16 protein-coding genes are annotated in these 17,119 nt (G+C 43.5%); all 16 read left to right on the top strand.

Annotated features, from left to right (window positions below):
- Positions 1-32 precede the first annotated feature (32 nt).
- The 16 genes from L2737_RS19185 to L2737_RS19110 all read left to right on the top strand — a co-directional run bounded on the left by L2737_RS19185 (position 33) and on the right by L2737_RS19110 (position 17,118).
- Positions 33-1,688, top strand: coding sequence for an AMP-binding protein (locus L2737_RS19185; protein ID WP_102526807.1), 1,656 nt, complete (start codon positions 33-35; stop codon positions 1,686-1,688).
- Positions 1,689-1,864: 176 nt separating this feature from the next.
- The gene (locus tag L2737_RS19180) at positions 1,865-2,791 is read left to right on the top strand and encodes a calcium/sodium antiporter (protein WP_248956799.1); all 927 of its coding nucleotides are present in this window, start codon (positions 1,865-1,867) and stop codon (positions 2,789-2,791) included.
- A gap of 244 nt (positions 2,792-3,035) precedes the next feature.
- Entirely contained in the window at positions 3,036-3,722 is a 687-nt protein-coding gene (locus tag L2737_RS19175) for a tetratricopeptide repeat protein (RefSeq protein WP_248956798.1), read from the top strand.
- 135 nt (positions 3,723-3,857) lie between these two features.
- Positions 3,858-5,030 carry a sensor histidine kinase gene (locus tag L2737_RS19170; RefSeq protein WP_346349200.1) on the top strand — a complete coding sequence of 391 codons (1,173 nt, stop codon included), beginning with the start codon at positions 3,858-3,860 and terminating at the stop codon, positions 5,028-5,030.
- The gene (locus tag L2737_RS19165) at positions 5,027-5,650 is read left to right on the top strand and encodes a response regulator transcription factor (RefSeq protein ID WP_102526804.1); all 624 of its coding nucleotides are present in this window, start codon (positions 5,027-5,029) and stop codon (positions 5,648-5,650) included. The genes L2737_RS19170 and L2737_RS19165 overlap by 4 nt, the downstream gene beginning before the upstream one ends.
- A gap of 222 nt (positions 5,651-5,872) precedes the next feature.
- The gene (gene recG / locus L2737_RS19160; RefSeq protein WP_248956797.1) at positions 5,873-7,948 is read left to right on the top strand and encodes an ATP-dependent DNA helicase RecG; all 2,076 of its coding nucleotides are present in this window, start codon (positions 5,873-5,875) and stop codon (positions 7,946-7,948) included.
- 152 nt (positions 7,949-8,100) lie between these two features.
- Positions 8,101-8,967, top strand: coding sequence for a DUF3014 domain-containing protein (locus L2737_RS19155; RefSeq protein WP_102526802.1), 867 nt, complete (start codon positions 8,101-8,103; stop codon positions 8,965-8,967).
- 335 nt (positions 8,968-9,302) lie between these two features.
- The gene (locus tag L2737_RS19150; protein WP_248956796.1) at positions 9,303-10,070 is read left to right on the top strand and encodes a beta-ketoacyl synthase chain length factor; all 768 of its coding nucleotides are present in this window, start codon (positions 9,303-9,305) and stop codon (positions 10,068-10,070) included.
- A 3-nt stretch (positions 10,071-10,073) separates the two neighbouring features.
- On the top strand, positions 10,074-10,925 hold the full coding sequence (locus L2737_RS19145) for a lysophospholipid acyltransferase family protein (RefSeq protein WP_102526800.1): 852 nt from the start codon (positions 10,074-10,076) through the stop codon (positions 10,923-10,925).
- Between the two features lie 28 nt (positions 10,926-10,953).
- Positions 10,954-11,208, top strand: a complete 255-nt coding sequence (locus tag L2737_RS19140) for a phosphopantetheine-binding protein (RefSeq protein ID WP_102526799.1) — start codon at positions 10,954-10,956, stop codon at positions 11,206-11,208.
- An 8-nt stretch (positions 11,209-11,216) separates the two neighbouring features.
- Positions 11,217-11,465 (top strand): acyl carrier protein, encoded by a 249-nt coding sequence (locus L2737_RS19135; RefSeq protein ID WP_102526798.1) that lies wholly within the window; start codon positions 11,217-11,219, stop codon positions 11,463-11,465.
- Complete coding sequence (locus L2737_RS19130) at positions 11,465-12,016, top strand: COG4648 family protein (RefSeq protein WP_248956795.1); 552 nt, start codon at positions 11,465-11,467, stop codon at positions 12,014-12,016. The genes L2737_RS19135 and L2737_RS19130 overlap by 1 nt, the downstream gene beginning before the upstream one ends.
- Positions 12,009-13,376: an AMP-binding protein gene (locus L2737_RS19125; protein WP_102526796.1), complete on the top strand. Its 1,368-nt coding sequence runs from the start codon at positions 12,009-12,011 to the stop codon at positions 13,374-13,376. The genes L2737_RS19130 and L2737_RS19125 overlap by 8 nt, the downstream gene beginning before the upstream one ends.
- Entirely contained in the window at positions 13,369-13,758 is a 390-nt protein-coding gene (locus L2737_RS19120; RefSeq protein ID WP_102526868.1) for an ApeI family dehydratase, read from the top strand. The genes L2737_RS19125 and L2737_RS19120 overlap by 8 nt, the downstream gene beginning before the upstream one ends.
- A complete protein-coding gene (locus tag L2737_RS19115; protein ID WP_248956794.1) occupies positions 13,755-15,548 on the top strand; it encodes a glycosyltransferase family 2 protein in 1,794 nt (597 codons plus the stop codon). The genes L2737_RS19120 and L2737_RS19115 overlap by 4 nt, the downstream gene beginning before the upstream one ends.
- A gap of 4 nt (positions 15,549-15,552) precedes the next feature.
- On the top strand, positions 15,553-17,118 hold the full coding sequence (locus tag L2737_RS19110) for an HAL/PAL/TAL family ammonia-lyase (protein WP_248956793.1): 1,566 nt from the start codon (positions 15,553-15,555) through the stop codon (positions 17,116-17,118).
- Position 17,119 lies beyond the last annotated feature (1 nt).

Raw genomic sequence — 17,119 nt, 5'->3', positions numbered from 1 at the left:
ACATTAAAACAAAAACGAACACGGAATTGTCGATGGAAAATCTAATGAAAACACCAGTAGAAATGTTATCGCACTGGGTTGAGACTCAAGGCGACGAAGTATACTTACGTCAACCAATTAACGGTCAATACGTTGACTTTACATGGCGTGAAGTACAACAAAAAGTACAGCAAGTCGCAGGTGCACTGCGTCATTTAGGTTTAGAGCCTGGTGACAAAATCGCTGTACTCTCAAAAAACTGCGCAGAGTGGTTTATTACCGATTTAGCCTTAATGCACGGCGGCTATATCAGTGTGCCTATTTACCCTACCGCTAACGCTGAAACGATTCGTTATGTCCTTGAACATAGCGGTGCAAAAGCTATTTTCACCGGTAAGTTAGATTACTGGGCAGATCAAGAAGCCGGTGTCGGCGGTGAAATCCTACGTATTTCGATGCCATATGAAACTATGCCAGCTCAGTACCACTGGGAAAAGTTTGTTCAATTAGGCACGCCATTAGTAGACGCGCCTACTCCGTCAGCTGAAGATATGATGACCCTGATTTACACGTCAGGTTCAACAGGTAAGCCAAAAGGTGCCATGCAAACCTTTGGCAGCTACGGCTGGACTTGCGAAGCTGTAGTACGCGATTTAAAAACCAATACGGCTGATCGTTTACTTTCTTACCTACCTTTAGCGCACATTACTGAACGTGTGGCGATTCAAGGTTCTTCTTTCTATTCAGGCTCTTCAGTGGCTTTTGTTGAAAGTTTAGACTCGTTTGTTGCCGATGTTCAGCGATGCAGACCGACGGTATTTTTCTCAGTACCACGTTTATGGACACTATTTCAGCTCAACATTATTAATAAAGCGGGCGAAGCGAAACTGAACTTCTTACTTAAGCTGCCAATTATTAGCAGCCTAGTAAAACGTAAAATTCAAAAAGGCTTGGGACTGGAGCATTGTCGTTTATTAGGTTCAGGCTCAGCACCTATTCCGCCAACTCAATTAGAGTGGTACAACAAAATCGGTATGAATATCTCAGAAGCTTGGGGCATGACCGAGAATTGTGCTTATTCCATTATTAACTTCCCATTTGATGCCACTAAAATCGGCACTGTAGGCCGCCCTGTTGAAGGTTGCCAAGTACGTCGTACTGACGATGGTGAATTAATGGTGAAAAGCCCTGGCTTAATGACGGGTTATTACAAACAAGAAGAAGCCACTAAAGCCTGTTTTGATGAAGACGGCTTTTTCCATACGGGTGATTTATGTGAAATCGATGAAGATGGCTACATTTCAATTACTGGCCGCGTTAAAGATAACTTCAAGACGTCTAAAGGTAAGTATGTGGCGCCAGTGCCAATTGAGCGTAAGTTAGCACAGGATTCTCATATTGAATTATTGTGTGTTATTGGTTCAGGTTTACCGCACCCTGTTGCCTTAGTGCAGTTATCAGAAGGTTCAGCTCTTCAGCCTCGCGAAGAAGTGCGCTCGTCACTCAAAGCAACGCTTGATAGCATCAACCCTAATCTTGAGTCACACGAACATGTCGATGCCGTTGTGATAGTCAAAGAGCCATGGACTGTCGAAAACGATGCCCTTACGCCGACATTAAAAATTAAGCGTCATGTGCTTGAAAAGCAGTTTAGTGCCAAAGTTGATGGTGTACGCGGTGCTAAAGTGGTCTGGGAAGATGAACTGTAATTTCCTTGCGTAACCACGCCGATTTATAACACTTAAAAGCACACATCATTGTGTGCTTTTTTATTGGTTGAATTAATGCATTTTAATCACTCGATTGGATAAATTAGATTGCGTATTATTAAAAAATATCTATGCTTGCCATCCTTTTCGATTTAACCCATTTGTGAGCCTTGTTCATGTTAATTCTATTATCGATTATTGGTGGTTTTGTCATCCTAACTATTGGGGCTGAAGCCCTTGTGCGTGGTGCAAGTCAAATTGCCCTAAAGCTAGGACTAACCCCCTTAATTATCGGTTTGACTATTGTAGCCTTTGGTACCAGTGCACCAGAGCTTGCCGTGAGTGTAAAATCTGCACTGGCAGGCAATAGTGGTATAGCTTTAGGCAATGTGATTGGTTCAAACATTGCCAATATTGGCCTTATTTTAGGTATTACGGCATTAATACGCCCGATTAAAATTGAGTCACAAATGGTGCGCCGTGACATTCCTATTATGATTGCCGCATCACTGCTATTTTGGAGCTTGTTACTCGATGGCGGCTTAAGCTTTTGGGATGGAATGCTGCTGACCTGTTTATTAATCGGTTACCTGTCTTTTAGCTATATCACCGCTGATAAACAAAGCAATGAAGATGGTTTAGCAGTTAATGCGCAAAGTAACTGGTTGTCGATAGTCTTGATTATTATTGGTATTTCTATGCTCGTTGGCGGCGGTATTTTGTTTGTAGATGGCGCTGTTGCCATGGCTAAGTCATTTGGTATTAGTGAAGTTATTATTGGTTTAACTATCGTCGCTATTGGTACTAGCATGCCAGAATTAGTCACCTCCATTGTTGCGGCAATGAAAGGCGAAAGTGATATTGCCATTGGTAATGTGATTGGCTCAAACCTATTTAATATTCTAGGTATATTAGGGGTTACCGCCTTGATCCATCCAATATTAAACAGCGAGATAAGCTCGATTGATTGGATAACGATGATCGCACTTGCCGTAGTATTGCTGCCATTTGCTTACACAGGTTTACGGATTGGTCGCCGTGAGGCTGTTGTATTAGTTCTCAGTTATCTTGCCTATATCAGCTACCTGATCGTACAAGTATAAGCCTGACAGGCTTAGAGATTTATAAGCTTCCCAATACCGTTAATGAACGCCAGCCTATTAACCCGATAGGCTGGCGTTTTTGTTAGTCATTGCTACCGCTTTTGCTTATCACTTGATATCGAATGTTTTCACTGATGACATTTGTCACCTCAAACTGATGACGTTTGTGCCTGCACAGTTTACGCCCATTCTTAGATACTAACTCCGAAGCAACAAACCTTTAATTGAATAAACGGAGTTAATCATGAAAACATTATTTATTGCAGTCACCCTTTCATTAGTCAGCCAAAGTAGCATGGCAGATATTAGCGCAATTGATTCAGCAGCAAACGCGATGAACATAAATGAGCTTAAACAAATCAGCGAACAAAGCGTGGATTACGAACATGCTTACGCAGAATATCGCACCGCAATTACCGCGAATATTGTCGGACAGCGTGGCATGTTCAAGCGCTCACTAGATGAAGCTCAAACCACTCTCGAAAATATTCTTGGCCGTGAAGATGATGTTGAGTCAATGGCATTACTCGCATCAGTGTATGGCATGCAAATTTCAAATGATCCAACGAAGGGGCAAACATTGGGCATGAAAGCTGGCACTCTACTCGCGCGAGCTGAACAGATTGAACCCAATAATCCTCGTATTGCATTGGTGAAAGCCATGAGCGCTTATTACACACCGACTCAATATGGCGGCGGTATGGATAAAGCAAAACAATATGCCTCTGTTGCTATCGAGCGCTTCCAAAGTCCATGTGATGACATTTGTTGGGGGCACAGCGAAGCTTATACGTGGCGCGGACTTGCTCAGCAAGAGTTAGGTAATCAACAAGGTGCCGAGCAAGACTGGCAGCAGGCTATCGATATTGACCCTAACTATAGCTGGGCTAATTTTTTACTTAATCCACCGACTTCAGCGCAGCAGTATTAATAAATCCCAGTATTCACACAACTTGAGTTACTTAAGCGGCTGACGAGTAACGTCAAACTGTTTGATAGTGTAAAACGAGCATACAGTTGCAGGTTTTTAATCTGCTACTGTATGCTAACTCAGCAAGGAGAGGTTATGAATCATCAACGATTAGCCCAGCAAATTGAGCAAGGAAAGGTTCACCAGAAAATGACCAACAGCGACACAATTCAACCTGAACGTGACTATAAGCAAAAAACCGCTTGGGTATACTTACTTAACTTGATTTTTTACTTCATCCCATTGTGGTTTATGCGGGACGACGTATTACGTATCAGCGTGAGTTTGTTGCTCCTAATCCCTTTTGTTTACAGTTACTATTGGGCATTTAAAAGCGCCTCAGCTAAAGCCATTTACCCCATTGGATTGATGCTACTTACCGCCAGTGTTGCAGCACCATTTACCAGTGGTGCCATTTCACTTTTCAGTTTTGCCGCCTTTTTTATTGGTTTTTTCTATTCGCTTCGCACCGCAGTATTCTGCTTTTTCATTTTATCTGGATGGTTGTGGACACTGGATTTTCTGATTGGATTTGAAGCCTATTACTTCCCGCTCTATGGCATGCTCATCATGTTTGTCGTGGGATTACTTGGCGTGATTGAGCACAATAATGAGCGAGTGAGACGTCAGCAGCGTCAATCAAGCGATGAAATAGCCAGCCTAGCAACCGCGTTAGAACGAGAACGTATTGCCCGTGATTTACATGACATTATGGGTCACAACTTGTCGTCTATTGCCCTTAAAGCCCAGCTGGCTGAAAAATTAGTTGAAACAGGAAATTTGCCTTTAGCCCAACAGCACTTGAGTCAACTGGCCGATATTGCTCGTGAAAGCCTAAGCCAAATACGTCAGACGGTATCGGACTATAAACATAAAGGGCTGACCGATACGCTGCAGCAGTTAACGGGGTTACTGCGTGAACAAAGTATTGAAGTGCATCTAAAAGGGACATTACCCAAGATGCCTGCATTACAAGAATCACAATTAGGGTTAATGTTCACCGAATTGGTCAATAATACAATTAAACATGGCAATGCCACTGAATGTGTATGGCAGTTCGCCCATGAAGATGAACAGCTGAGCATTAGCTTTAGCGACAATGCATCGACTAAGGAGATCATTGAAGGCAACGGGCTTAAAGGAATCAGAGAACGAGTCGAGTTGTTATCAGGTGAGTTTAATTACACTACGGAAGAGGGTTATCGATTCATGATTTCTTTACCACTTTCAGCCCAACAAATAGCACAAGACAAGGACGTGGTTGAATGAGAATTTTACTGGCAGAAGATCAAGCTATGGTGCGTGGGGCACTTTCTGCATTGCTAACCCTGACAGACGATGCCGCACTCGGTAAGGTAGAAGTCACCGAAGCCGAAGATGGCGCCCAAGCGATGGCATTATTAAAACAGCAGTCCTTTGATTTACTGCTCAGTGATATTGAGATGCCACAACATACGGGACTTGAACTCGCACAATGGCTGCAGCAATATCAAGCTGACTCATCCCATAAAACTAAGATTATTATCCTGACAACCTTTGGCCGTGCGGGTTACATAAAACGCGCACTAACCGCTGGGGTTGAAGGTTTTTTACTTAAAGATGCCCCAACCGAGAGCTTACTGTCAGCCATTAAGCAGGTGATGTCAGGTAAAAAGGTTATTGATCCCGAATTGGCGATCAGCGCAATTGGCGATATCGATCCACTCAATGATAAAGAGCGCAAAGCCTTAAGGCTTGCCAGCGAAGGCTTATCAACCAGTGATATCGCAGCACAATTATTTATTGCCGAAGGCACATTACGTAATTACCTGTCCGAAGCTATCAGTAAGCTAAATGCCACCAATCGCATTGATGCTGCGCGGATTGCTAAACAAAAAGGCTGGTTATAGAGTCGCTTAGCATAGAATCAGGTAATATTATTGCCTTGTTTTAAAACTCTGCTAAGATAAGCCATACATCTGTATATATTTACAGTACTATTGTCCCTAGCAGCGATTAACGCTGCAAAGTGAGTTGTATAACTCTTTGGATAACTCTCTTTGCCTGCTAAGCGCAAAATGAGATAAACCGTAAATAAAGTCGTTACCAGACACTATAAAGGCATTGTGGATTTGCAACCATTGGATCAGGTTCCTATAACCGACTTAAAAGGCGTCGCGAAAAAAGTCGCCGAAAAGCTCGAAAAACTGGGTATTAAAACAGTGCAAGATGTACTGTTTCATTTGCCTATGCGCTATGAAGACCGCACCCAAATCTATCCTATTGCCAGTCTATATCCTGCCATGTACGGCACTGTTGAAGCTGAAATCGTTTCGACCCAAATCGTACCCGGTCGCAGACGTATGCTGACCTGCACCATAGCTGATGACAGCGGCATGCTGACTCTGCGCTTTTTCAACTTCTCAGTTGCCCAACGTAATGGCATGCAAAACGGCGCCATCATTCGTGCTTATGGCGAAATAAAACGTGGCAAACGTCACTTCGAGATCATTCATCCCGAATACAAAATCATCAAAGAAGGTGAAAACCCAGCTTTGAGTGATTCGCTTACGCCTATTTATCCATCCACTGAAGGCCTAAAGCAAGCCAGCTGGATTAAACTGACCGAACAAGCCTTAAATCAATTAACACAAGGTGGATTAACCGAGTTATTGCCTAGCGAGTTGCAGCCCAACAATATGAGCATTGGCCGCGCGCTTCACCTCATTCATCGCCCCCCAAACGACATTGAACAGTCTGATTTAGAGCTGGGTATGCACCCCGCTCAGCAGCGCTTAGTGCAAGAAGAATTACTGGCACATAACTTAAGTATGCTGAAACTACGTCAGCGCAATAACCTTGATAAGGCGGTGACCTTGCCCGCTACAGGTCAGTTGCTAAATCCATTTTTGAAAGCATTGCCATTTAAGCCGACAGGCGCACAACAACGAGTCGGCGCTGATATTAGCCGTGATATCGAACAACCCACTCCAATGATGCGTTTAGTGCAAGGGGATGTAGGCTCCGGAAAAACCTTAGTCGCGGCGCTCGCGGCGCTACAAGCAATAGAAAATGGCTACCAAGTCGCTATGATGGCGCCCACAGAATTGCTGGCAGAACAACACGCGGTTAACTTTGCTGCATGGTTTGAGCCACTGGGGCTAAAAATTGGCTGGCTTGCAGGAAAATTAAAAGGCAAAGCAAGAGCGCAATCGTTAGCGGACATCGCAGATGGCAGCGCGCAAATGGTGATTGGCACTCACGCCATTTTCCAAGAGCAAGTTAGCTTTAATAAACTCGCATTAATTATCATTGATGAGCAACACCGTTTTGGGGTGCATCAACGTTTAGGCTTGCGTGAAAAAGGCGTCAGTCAAGGTTTTCATCCTCATCAGTTAATTATGACGGCGACACCTATTCCCCGTACTCTCGCTATGACGGCTTACGCCGATTTAGAAACCTCGGTGATTGATGAGTTGCCACCTGGTCGAACGCCAGTATCTACTGTCGCCATCAGTGATAATCGCCGTGATCAAGTGATTGAGCGAGTGAAACAAGCTGCACTAAATGACAATCGACAAATTTATTGGGTCTGTACCTTAATTGAAGAGTCTGAAGTGCTCGAGTGCCAAGCCGCTGAAGATACAGCCGAAGAACTCAGTCGTTTACTACCAGAGCTTAAAATAGGCCTAGTTCATGGGCGGATGAAAAGCGCTGAGAAGCAACAAATAATGGCCCAATTTAAAGCAGGTGAGCTACATTTATTAGTAGCAACCACAGTGATTGAAGTCGGTGTGGATGTGCCCAATGCCAGCTTAATGATTATCGAAAACCCTGAACGTTTAGGCTTAGCACAATTGCATCAGTTACGTGGCCGTGTGGGACGAGGCTCGATTGCCAGTCACTGTGTATTACTCTATAAAGCGCCTTTATCGCAAACGGCGACCAAACGTTTAGGGGTGTTACGCGAAAGCAGTGATGGCTTTGTGATTGCACAAAAAGATTTAGAAATTCGTGGCCCAGGTGAAGTCCTCGGAACACGTCAAACAGGGCTAGCAGAGATGAAAATTGCTGACTTGGTCAGAGACCAGTATTTAATTGAAAATACGCAAAAGTTAGCCGCACATGTTATGCAACAAGTCCCTGGTAATGTTGATGGCATCATTCACCGTTGGTTAGGTGATCGCCAACAATACGTACAAGCATAAATTATTGTTAACCTAAGCTGTTATCACTAGACAAGTCTTAGGAATATTGCAGAATGAAATTTGAGCTTAAGGCTAAATAGTCTGATTTTAAGTTAGATAGACTTTATCCCGTGTTCAGTTCCACTTTCGACGTTTAAAGCTAAGGAATAGAAATGCAAGTCAATCAAGAAGACAGAGCGACACCACAATCAGATAAATCGAGTGGTAGCAATGCAGGCGTCATTGGGATCACGGTAGCCGTATTATTAGCGGGGGCGGGGTATTTCTATTTCACTTCAGAAAAGGAACCTGAAATCATTGAGCCTATCCCAGTTCAATTACCAGAACCTGTGCCAGAGCAGCCAATCGAGCAAGAGCCAATTGAAGAAGTGATTGTTGAACCTGAAATCATTGAGCCTGAAGTTATTCCTGCAGAACCTGAAGTGGTCGTTGAGCCTTTACCTGCACTGACTGAAAGCGATGATTTTGTGGAACAAAAAACCATTGCTATGGCTGATGGCATGAAAATCGAGTCGATGATCCTTAAAAAGGATATCGCACGCCAATTTGTGGTCTTTGTCGATAACATGGCACAAGGCGAAGTCATTCACAAAGCTAGCCCATTAAAGGGCCCTAAAGACAACTTTAGCGTCAGTGAAATCACTAACAAAACTTACTTAAATCCAGACAGCTACCACCGTTACGATTTATATGCAGACATGATTGCAGGTATGAATGACGAGCAGCTTGTTAGTACCTTTGAAGAGTTATCGCCTTTGTTCAATGAAGCTTTTGAAGAACTAGGCTACAGCGACATGAGCTTTGATGAACGCATGCTTGAAGCTTTCCAGATGATTTTAGCAGCGCCGATTATTGAAGACCCTATTGAGCTGTCATCTATCAGCGTGAATTATCAATTTGTTGACACTAAGCTTGAAGCCTTACCTAATGTGCAAAAGCTGATGGTCAGAATGGGCCCTGAAAACACCCGTAAAATCAAAACTGCCGTCAGAAAACTGCAGCAGCAACTGAGCAAATAACGAATAGCGTAACGCTATATCGTGAATGCTGGTTCCATATTTATTTGGAATTTTTGCATAGCTATGTGAGCTTGATAAAAATAGTGACATTCGTGTCGCTATTTTTATTTCTGCTCATTGCAAAAAGCTTCATTAAGTCGCAATTATTACGGTACAATTATTACGGTACAATTATTACGGTACAATTATTACGGTACAATTATTACGGTACAATTATTACGGTACCGTTATTACAGTTCAGCCTGATAGTTGTTTTAGAGCAACGCATTAATAAATCAAAAGCACGGAAAATGTCACCCAGTTAGGGATAACGGGGTCATATCAGAGGCAAAATAGTGCAATTAGTATTTGATATCCTGTCATGGGGCGCTTGGTCTGTGGACTTTCAAGATAAAGAAAGCTGGACTCATTGGGATAAAAGCACCGCACCGTCATTAGACAAAAAAGATTCTCCTGCATTAGCCCATGTTCCTGCGATGCAGCGCCGCCGTTTTAGTCGTTTAACTAAAATGATGCTCTATGCTGCCCATGATTGTCAGCCAGCCCAAGATTGCCGTAGTGTATTTTCCTCACGTCATGGTGAACTCACGCGCACCCTTGGCTTACTAGAAGATATTGTTGCTAAAGAAGCCTTATCTCCCCTCGCCTTTAGTCAGTCAGTACATAATACCGCCAGTGGGATATATGGCATCGTAACTGGCAATACTGCGCCTTCAACGTCAATTGCTGCAGGTGAAGAAACGTTATCTCAAGCCGTGATCGAAACTTATGCTCAGTTAGCTGAAAATCCAGCTCCTGTATTATTAGTGTTTGGCGATGATCCGGTGCCTGCGGTTTATAATCAGTATACCCAAGAGAATGAACTACCATTAGCCATGGGCTTGTATTTAGCACCAGCAAATAATGGCCAACAACCCGCTATTGCCCAGCTGACATTAAGCCCTTCAAACGAACAAGCTATGGCAGATAACGTAAGCGGCCAGAAAACATTAAGCTTTGCAGAGTTCATCAATGGCATCGCTTGCCAGAAATCACTATCAGGCCATATAAGTCAGTGGCACTGGCAGTTAACAGCCACTTCTGACTCTGTTGGGCGGTTGTAGACAATGAGCCTAACCCATCAAGGTCACTTTAAGCATCCAAAGCCATTCCCATATTTAACAGGAATGGCCTATATCCCTCGCTGGATTGGTGGCGTGATGTGTTATGTGGTCTTTGGCATAGGAGGGTTATTAAGTTCATTAACCATTTTGCCTGTGCTGCGTTTTTGGCCTGGCTCAAAACAGCAGCGGATCGCTAGAGTTCAAAAAGCGGTGCACTATATGTTTAAAGGTTTTGTGTGGATGCTAACCTTCACAGGGTTAATTAAAGTCAGCGCCCCAAATACCCAAGCATTAGCAGATGCCAAAGGCATGATTGTTATTGCTAATCACCCAACCTTAATCGATGTCGTGGTGCTAATAAGCCTTATCCCCAATGCGGGGTGCATTGTGAAACAATCGCTTTGGCGCAACCCATTCATGCGTGGTGTCTTATCATCAGCTGGTTATATTCCAAATCGCGGCGCAGAATTACTACTGAAAGATTGCCAACAAGTGCTGAACGATAGCACCAACCTCATCATTTTTCCTGAAGGAACTCGCACTGTGGTTGGCACCCAAATCAACCCATTTGCTCGCGGCGCAGCAAACATTGCAATACGCACCCGCACAGATATCCTTCCTGTTTTGCTACATGTCGACGTAGCAGGACTAACTAAGCAACAACCTTGGTACGAACCGCCAAGACAAACAGTAAATATGTCTGTAGAAATTGGCGCAGCTTTTGACCAGCTAAGGTATGATATAAACCAAACGAGTGATGCAAAAATGGCTCGCGTACTGACCAGAGAGTTAGAGCAGCTTTATTCGCAGCAGATAACCGCACTACCGCCCTTATCTGCAACGACTAAGAAATAATTACAATCAAACAAATTAGAATATTAATATGAATCTACATAACGAAATTAAACAACTGATCATCGACTGCCTCGACTTAGAAGATGTCAGTATTGATGATATTGACACCGACGCACCACTTTTTGGTGAGGGATTGGGGTTAGACTCAATTGATGCGCTTGAATTAGGCTTAGCGATTAAAAAGCAATTCGACATCAAAATCGAAGCAAACTCTGATGCCACTAAAGCACACTTTTTCAGTGTGGCGAGTTTAGCTAGCTTTATCGAATCTCAACGTTCTTAGGAGTTATCATGAAAAATCGTGATCAAATCCTAGAGATGCTGACGCAAATATTAGTCGATGAGTTTGAAATCGAAGCTGAAGATATCAGCCTAGATGCTTCACTTTATGAGTCTTTAGATTTAGATAGCATTGATGCTGTTGATTTAGTGATAAAGCTACAGCAAATGACTGGCAAGAAGATTCAACCTGAGCAATTTAAAACTGTGCGCACAGTTGAAGATGTGGTCAATGCCATTGAAGGCTTAATGAAAGATTAATGGTGCTACTACTGCAAATCGTCACAGCCATCGTCATTATCTGTTACCCGTTAGCGGTTTACTTTGGCTTGCAGTACCTTCCACCAGGCACCATTGCGCTATTACTTTGCGCCATATTAATCGCACGCTTAGCGCTAAATAAACGGCAGTTAAAAACCATGGTGTTGCCCATACTGGTTGGTATTGGCTTAACTGCTGCCAGTTTTATTGCTAAACGTAATGACTGGCTACTGTATTACCCTGTAGTCATTAACATGACTATGTTGGGACTGTTTACTAGCTCGTTAATAAAAGGCCCAAGCATGATCGAACGCTTGGCCAAGTTAAAAGAGCCTGATTTACCAGATTCAGCCATTCCATATTTAAATAATGTTACTCGCCTTTGGTGTGGATTATTTATCATTAATGGATTAGCTGCATTTTATACTGCAGAGTTTGCCACATTGGAATTGTGGACACTTTATAATGGATTAATTGCCTATATCTTCATGGGTTTACTGCTCGGTGGAGAATGGATATATCGCAACTTTTGGTTGAAAAAACATGAATAACTTGCTGATAAATTGGCTTAATACTGGCCCTAAAACGCAACAACTAATTAGTTTCAATCATCATGACATCGTAACAGGCTCACTGTTTACAGCTCATGTTGCCCATCTATTCGAGCAACTCAATGCAAGTCCAATTAAGCGTTGGTTATTGGCCGCTGAAACCAGTGATTTATTTGCAGCTGGCATTTGCGCAGCGCTATTAGCAGGTAAACAAGTCATATTGCCGTCAAATACCCAAGGCGGCACATTAAACGAATTAAATCATGCTTTCGATGGCATCATTGCAGATCAGCCACTGTCTGAAGTTAAACACTTTATTCTATTAAAAAAAGAAATGGGCTTAGCCAATAAACCTTGGCCACAATCATCTCAAATCGGTGATTTAGTCCTATTCACCTCAGGCAGTAGTGGTGAACCTAAAGCGATTCAAAAATCCATTGAACAACTGGATGCTGAAGTCAGCGTACTGGAAAGCACTTTTGCGTCAAGATTACCCCAATGCAGTGTGGTATCAACGGTTTCTCACCAACATATTTACGGTTTACTGTTTAAAATCTTGTGGCCATTAGCTGCCAGCCGTCCCTTTTTAAGTGACTTAATTGAATACCCAGAAACCCTGAGTTATTACATAGCATTAATGCCAAACCTGTGTTTAGTCAGCAGTCCTGCGCAATTGTCACGATTACCTGAAGCCCTTGAGTTTGAGCAACAACAGCTTGCACCAAGCCTTATCTTCAGCTCTGGCGGTCCGTTAAGCTATGAAGCGTCGCAGCATATTCATACCTGTTATGGCCAATTTCCAATTGAAGTCTTTGGTAGCACTGAAACTGGCGGCGTTGCTTATCGTCGTCAAATGTCGCCAAACAGAACCTGGCTACCATTCAGTCAAATTGATATTGCCAGCAATCCAGAAGATGGCGCCTTAATGATCAAATCGCCATATTTAGCCTCTGATTCTGAGTGGCTAAAATGTGATGACAAAATTGAGCTTGCAGCCGACGGGCGTTTTACCTTGCTTCACCGTCTCGATCGTATCGTGAAAGTAGAAGAAAAACGCTTATCCTTGGCGCAGATGGAAGGCTTGCTATGCACGCACCCGTTTGTCAAAGAAGCTGCGGTGGTTCAATTAACAGAGCCAAGGATGATGCTAGGTGCAGCCATCACCTTAACAGAACAAGGTCTAGCACAGCTGGATGACTCCGGTAAATTGAGTGTTAACAACCACCTTAAAAAACATTTACTTAGCGAGTTCGAACGAGTGACTTTACCTCGTCGTTGGCGCTACCCAGAAGCCTTACCTGTCAATGCACAAGGTAAGCGTATACAAACGGATTTATTGACAGTATTTAATGATGATTAAATCAGCTTTACCCCAAATAATCAGTCAGCAAACCACTGATGATGGCATCAGTTGGCAAATTTTTGTTGCCGCAGAGCTGGATTACTTTAAAGGCCATTTTGAAGAACAAGCAGTTTTACCTGGCGTAACCCAACTCGACTGGGCTATTCAATTAGGTTGTCAGGCGTTTGGTTATCAGCCCGATGTTGCCAGCCTTGAAGTACTTAAATTCCAGCAGCTGATGCTGCCCGACAGCCAAGTGGAGTTATTTATCAGCCATAACGCCGCAAAATCAAAACTCACTTTCAGCTACCGTGATGGTGAAAAACGCTATGCTTCTGGCCGTATTGCACTGACAGAAAATGCTGGTTCAAGCACTAGCAGCAAGGAGCGCCAATCATGAAGTTGGCACTGATCATTCCCAATTATAATCATCAACAAGCCATTGCAGACACCTTAGTGGCGTTAGCGCCATTTGGCTTACCTTGCTATCTGATTAACGACGGTAGTAATGACGAGACTCGTTATTTATTACAATCGTTAGCGGATAAATATGACTGGGTGACGCTGTTAACTCACCCATTTAATCGTGGCAAAGGCGCTGCTGTGACGACTGGACTGCGTGCAGCCTTCGCGGATGGATTCACCCATGCATTGCAAATCGACGCCGATGGTCAGCATTGCTTAGATGATATTCCTACTATGATTGCCGCCAGTGAAGCGGAGCCTCTTGCACTGATTTCTGGTAAACCTCAGTATGATGAATCTGTGCCTAAAGGCCGTTTATATGGTCGCTACATCACTCATTTTTGGGTATGGGTTGAAACCTTAAGTTTTGATATTCAAGATTCTATGTGTGGCTTTAGGGTTTACCCTTTAGCGGCAACTGAGCAACTCTTTCGCGAGCAAGCATTAGGTGAGCGAATGGATTTTGATATTGAAATCATGGTGAAACTGCACTGGCAAGGTGTACCAGTAACACACATTCCAACCAAAGTGATTTACCCAGAAGATGGCATCAGCCACTTTCAGGGAGTTAAAGATAACATCCGTATTTCAGCCATGCACACTGGGTTGTTTTTCGGCATGTTAAAGCGCTTACCGAAAATACTTTCAAAAAAAAACGCTAATAAACATTGGTCTGCCATGGGAGAACGTGGCAGCTACTGGGGTATAAAGCTCATCGCCGACAGTTACCGTTTAGGCGGACATTGGCTGTGCAGAGCGATCATGTACCCAGTGATTTGTTACTTCTTCTTGACGGGTGTGACAGCTAGAAATGCTTCAATGGACTTTTTACGTCGAGTTAAACTCAAGCACCCACTACATGAACAGTTATCAGATCCTGTCACTTGGCGAGACAGCCTGAAACACTTTTTTGCCTTTGGTAATGCTGCATTAGACAGAATTGATGCTTGGTGCGATCGGATTAAACTCGCCCAAGTCGACTTTCCTGATAGGCATATCTTAGCCGACCAAGTTGAGTCAGGCCAAGGCGCGGTATTGTTAGTGTCTCACTTAGGTAATCTTGAACTCTGCCGAGCGATTTCTATCCACCAGCAGCAGGTTAAAGTGAATGTCATGGTGCTCACTAGCCATGCTGAAAACTTTAATAATGTCCTGAAGCAACTTAACCCGAATAGCGGATTAAACCTTATCCAGGTTAACGAACTTGGCCCAAGTACAGCCATGTTATTGCAAGATAAAATTGCAGCTGGAGAATTGGTCGTGATAGCCGCAGATCGCACCTCATCAGATACTGCCGGTCGAGTGTTTTATCACGACTTTATTGATCAACAAGCGGCATTTCCTCAAGGTCCATTTATCCTTGCTGGCCTGCTTGATTGTCCTGTTTACACCATGTTTTGTTTACAAGAACAAGGTCGATACCGAGTTCATGTAGAACACTTGTCAGATAGTTTAAAAGGCCCACGAGCCGGACGTACTGAGCGTTTAGATGACGCGGCTTGTGAATATAGCCGCCGTCTTGAACATTTTGCTACCAGCCAACCGTTGCAGTGGTTTAATTTTTATGATTTTTGGCGTCGCGACGAAGACTCACAAAGAGTAAAGGCAGAACAAGCACAAACAACTGCTGAATCTGATTCATCGCATAGCAGTTCAACACCGAGCAGTTCTGCACAACCGGCTTCGTCACAGCACTCTTCACCTAACAATAAGCAGGAACAGTAATACCATGAGCCAATCGACTTCATCTTCAGCAACCCCAAATTTGGCAACGGTAAACTTCGGTCAACGATCTATTAGCCTTGAGCAAGTCGTCAGTGTCGCTAAAGGGGCGCCTGTAAAGTTAAATGAGACACCTGAGTACCAAGAATACATTCAAAAAGGTGCTCGTTTTATCGATAGCTTATTAAACGAAGAAGGTGTGGTTTATGGCGTAACAACAGGTTATGGCGACTCATGTACTGTCAATGTTGGTCTGGATTTAGTCCATGAATTACCGCTACATTTGTCCCGTTTTCATGGCTGCGGATTAGGTGATATTTTCTCGCCGATGCAATCTAGAGCCATTATGGCTTGTCGATTAAACTCACTCGCTGTGGGCAAATCAGGAGTGACTTATGAGTTACTTCAGCGCATTGAATTATTACTTAACCTCGATATTACCCCTGTTATTCCTGAAGAAGGATCGGTAGGCGCAAGCGGTGACTTAACCCCGCTGTCATACTTAGCAGCGGTATTGATTGGCGAGCGAGATGTGGTTTATCAAGGTAAGCGCCGCGCTACAAAAGAGGTATACGCCGAGCTAAATATTGTGCCATTAACGCTGCGTCCTAAAGAAGGGTTAGCATTAATGAATGGCACCGCAGTGATGACCGCTTTAGCCTGTTTAGCTTTCGATCGCGCTCAGTATTTAGCACGCTTATCGAGTCGCATTACAGCTATGGCATCGCTAACACTTAAAGGTAATTCAAATCACTTTGATGACATCTTATTTGATGCTAAACCGCATCCTGGGCAAAACCAAATTGCAGCTTGGATCCGTGAAGATTTAAACCATCACACCCACCCAAGAAACTCAGACCGATTACAAGATCGTTATTCGATTCGCTGTGCACCGCATATCATTGGTGTACTACAAGATGCATTGCCATTTATGCGTCAATTCATTGAAACCGAATTAAACAGCGCCAATGACAATCCAATTGTCGATGGCGAAGGTGAGCATATTCTTCATGGTGGTCACTTCTATGGTGGTCATATCGCATTTGTGATGGATTCAATGAAAAACACCGTCGCTAATCTTGCCGATTTAATCGATCGTCAAATGGCATTGGTAATGGACACCAAATTTAATAACGGCTTACCCGCTAACTTATCGGCAGCCGTTGGGGCAAGACAAGCGATTAACCACGGCTTTAAAGCAGTGCAAATTGGCGTGTCTGCTTGGACTGCTGAAGCATTAAAGAACACTATGCCAGCCAGTGTGTTTTCTCGCTCCACAGAGTGCCATAACCAAGATAAAGTCAGCATGGGTACTATTGCTGCACGTGACTGTATGCGTGTATTACAACTTACCGAACAAGTAGCTGCTGCCGCATTATTAGCGATGACACAGGGGATACACTTACGTATCGCCCAAAATGAATTAGCACAAGATTCATTAACACCATCGTTAGCTAAAACTGTTGCACAGGTCAGTGAAGACTTTGAGTTACTCACTGAAGATCGCCCACTGGAAGCGGTTTTACGTCAAACCGTCGAGAAAATTCAATTAGGTCAGTGGGAGGTTTGCTGAT

Origin of the sequence: Shewanella electrodiphila, from assembly GCF_023283985.1 — a bacterium.
GTDB classification, from domain to species: Bacteria; Pseudomonadota; Gammaproteobacteria; order Enterobacterales; family Shewanellaceae; genus Shewanella; species Shewanella electrodiphila.
Note: the sequence above shows the minus strand (reverse complement) of the source record. Positions and strands in the feature narration are given on the sequence as shown.

What these genes read in the sequence shown, in the direction of transcription:
- L2737_RS19185 (WP_102526807.1), top strand. Translation starts at nt 33, where the DNA reads ATGGAAAATCTAATGAAAACACCAGTAGAAATGTTATCGCACTGGGTT.
- L2737_RS19180 (WP_248956799.1), top strand. Translation starts at nt 1,865, where the DNA reads ATGTTAATTCTATTATCGATTATTGGTGGTTTTGTCATCCTAACTATT.
- L2737_RS19175 (WP_248956798.1), top strand. Translation starts at nt 3,036, where the DNA reads ATGAAAACATTATTTATTGCAGTCACCCTTTCATTAGTCAGCCAAAGT.
- L2737_RS19170 (WP_346349200.1), top strand. Translation starts at nt 3,858, where the DNA reads ATGAATCATCAACGATTAGCCCAGCAAATTGAGCAAGGAAAGGTTCAC.
- L2737_RS19165 (WP_102526804.1), top strand. Translation starts at nt 5,027, where the DNA reads ATGAGAATTTTACTGGCAGAAGATCAAGCTATGGTGCGTGGGGCACTT.
- L2737_RS19155 (WP_102526802.1), top strand. Translation starts at nt 8,101, where the DNA reads ATGCAAGTCAATCAAGAAGACAGAGCGACACCACAATCAGATAAATCG.
- L2737_RS19145 (WP_102526800.1), top strand. Translation starts at nt 10,074, where the DNA reads ATGAGCCTAACCCATCAAGGTCACTTTAAGCATCCAAAGCCATTCCCA.
- L2737_RS19140 (WP_102526799.1), top strand. Translation starts at nt 10,954, where the DNA reads ATGAATCTACATAACGAAATTAAACAACTGATCATCGACTGCCTCGAC.
- L2737_RS19135 (WP_102526798.1), top strand. Translation starts at nt 11,217, where the DNA reads ATGAAAAATCGTGATCAAATCCTAGAGATGCTGACGCAAATATTAGTC.
- L2737_RS19130 (WP_248956795.1), top strand. Translation starts at nt 11,465, where the DNA reads ATGGTGCTACTACTGCAAATCGTCACAGCCATCGTCATTATCTGTTAC.
- L2737_RS19125 (WP_102526796.1), top strand. Translation starts at nt 12,009, where the DNA reads ATGAATAACTTGCTGATAAATTGGCTTAATACTGGCCCTAAAACGCAA.
- L2737_RS19120 (WP_102526868.1), top strand. Translation starts at nt 13,369, where the DNA reads ATGATTAAATCAGCTTTACCCCAAATAATCAGTCAGCAAACCACTGAT.
- L2737_RS19115 (WP_248956794.1), top strand. Translation starts at nt 13,755, where the DNA reads ATGAAGTTGGCACTGATCATTCCCAATTATAATCATCAACAAGCCATT.
- L2737_RS19110 (WP_248956793.1), top strand. Translation starts at nt 15,553, where the DNA reads ATGAGCCAATCGACTTCATCTTCAGCAACCCCAAATTTGGCAACGGTA.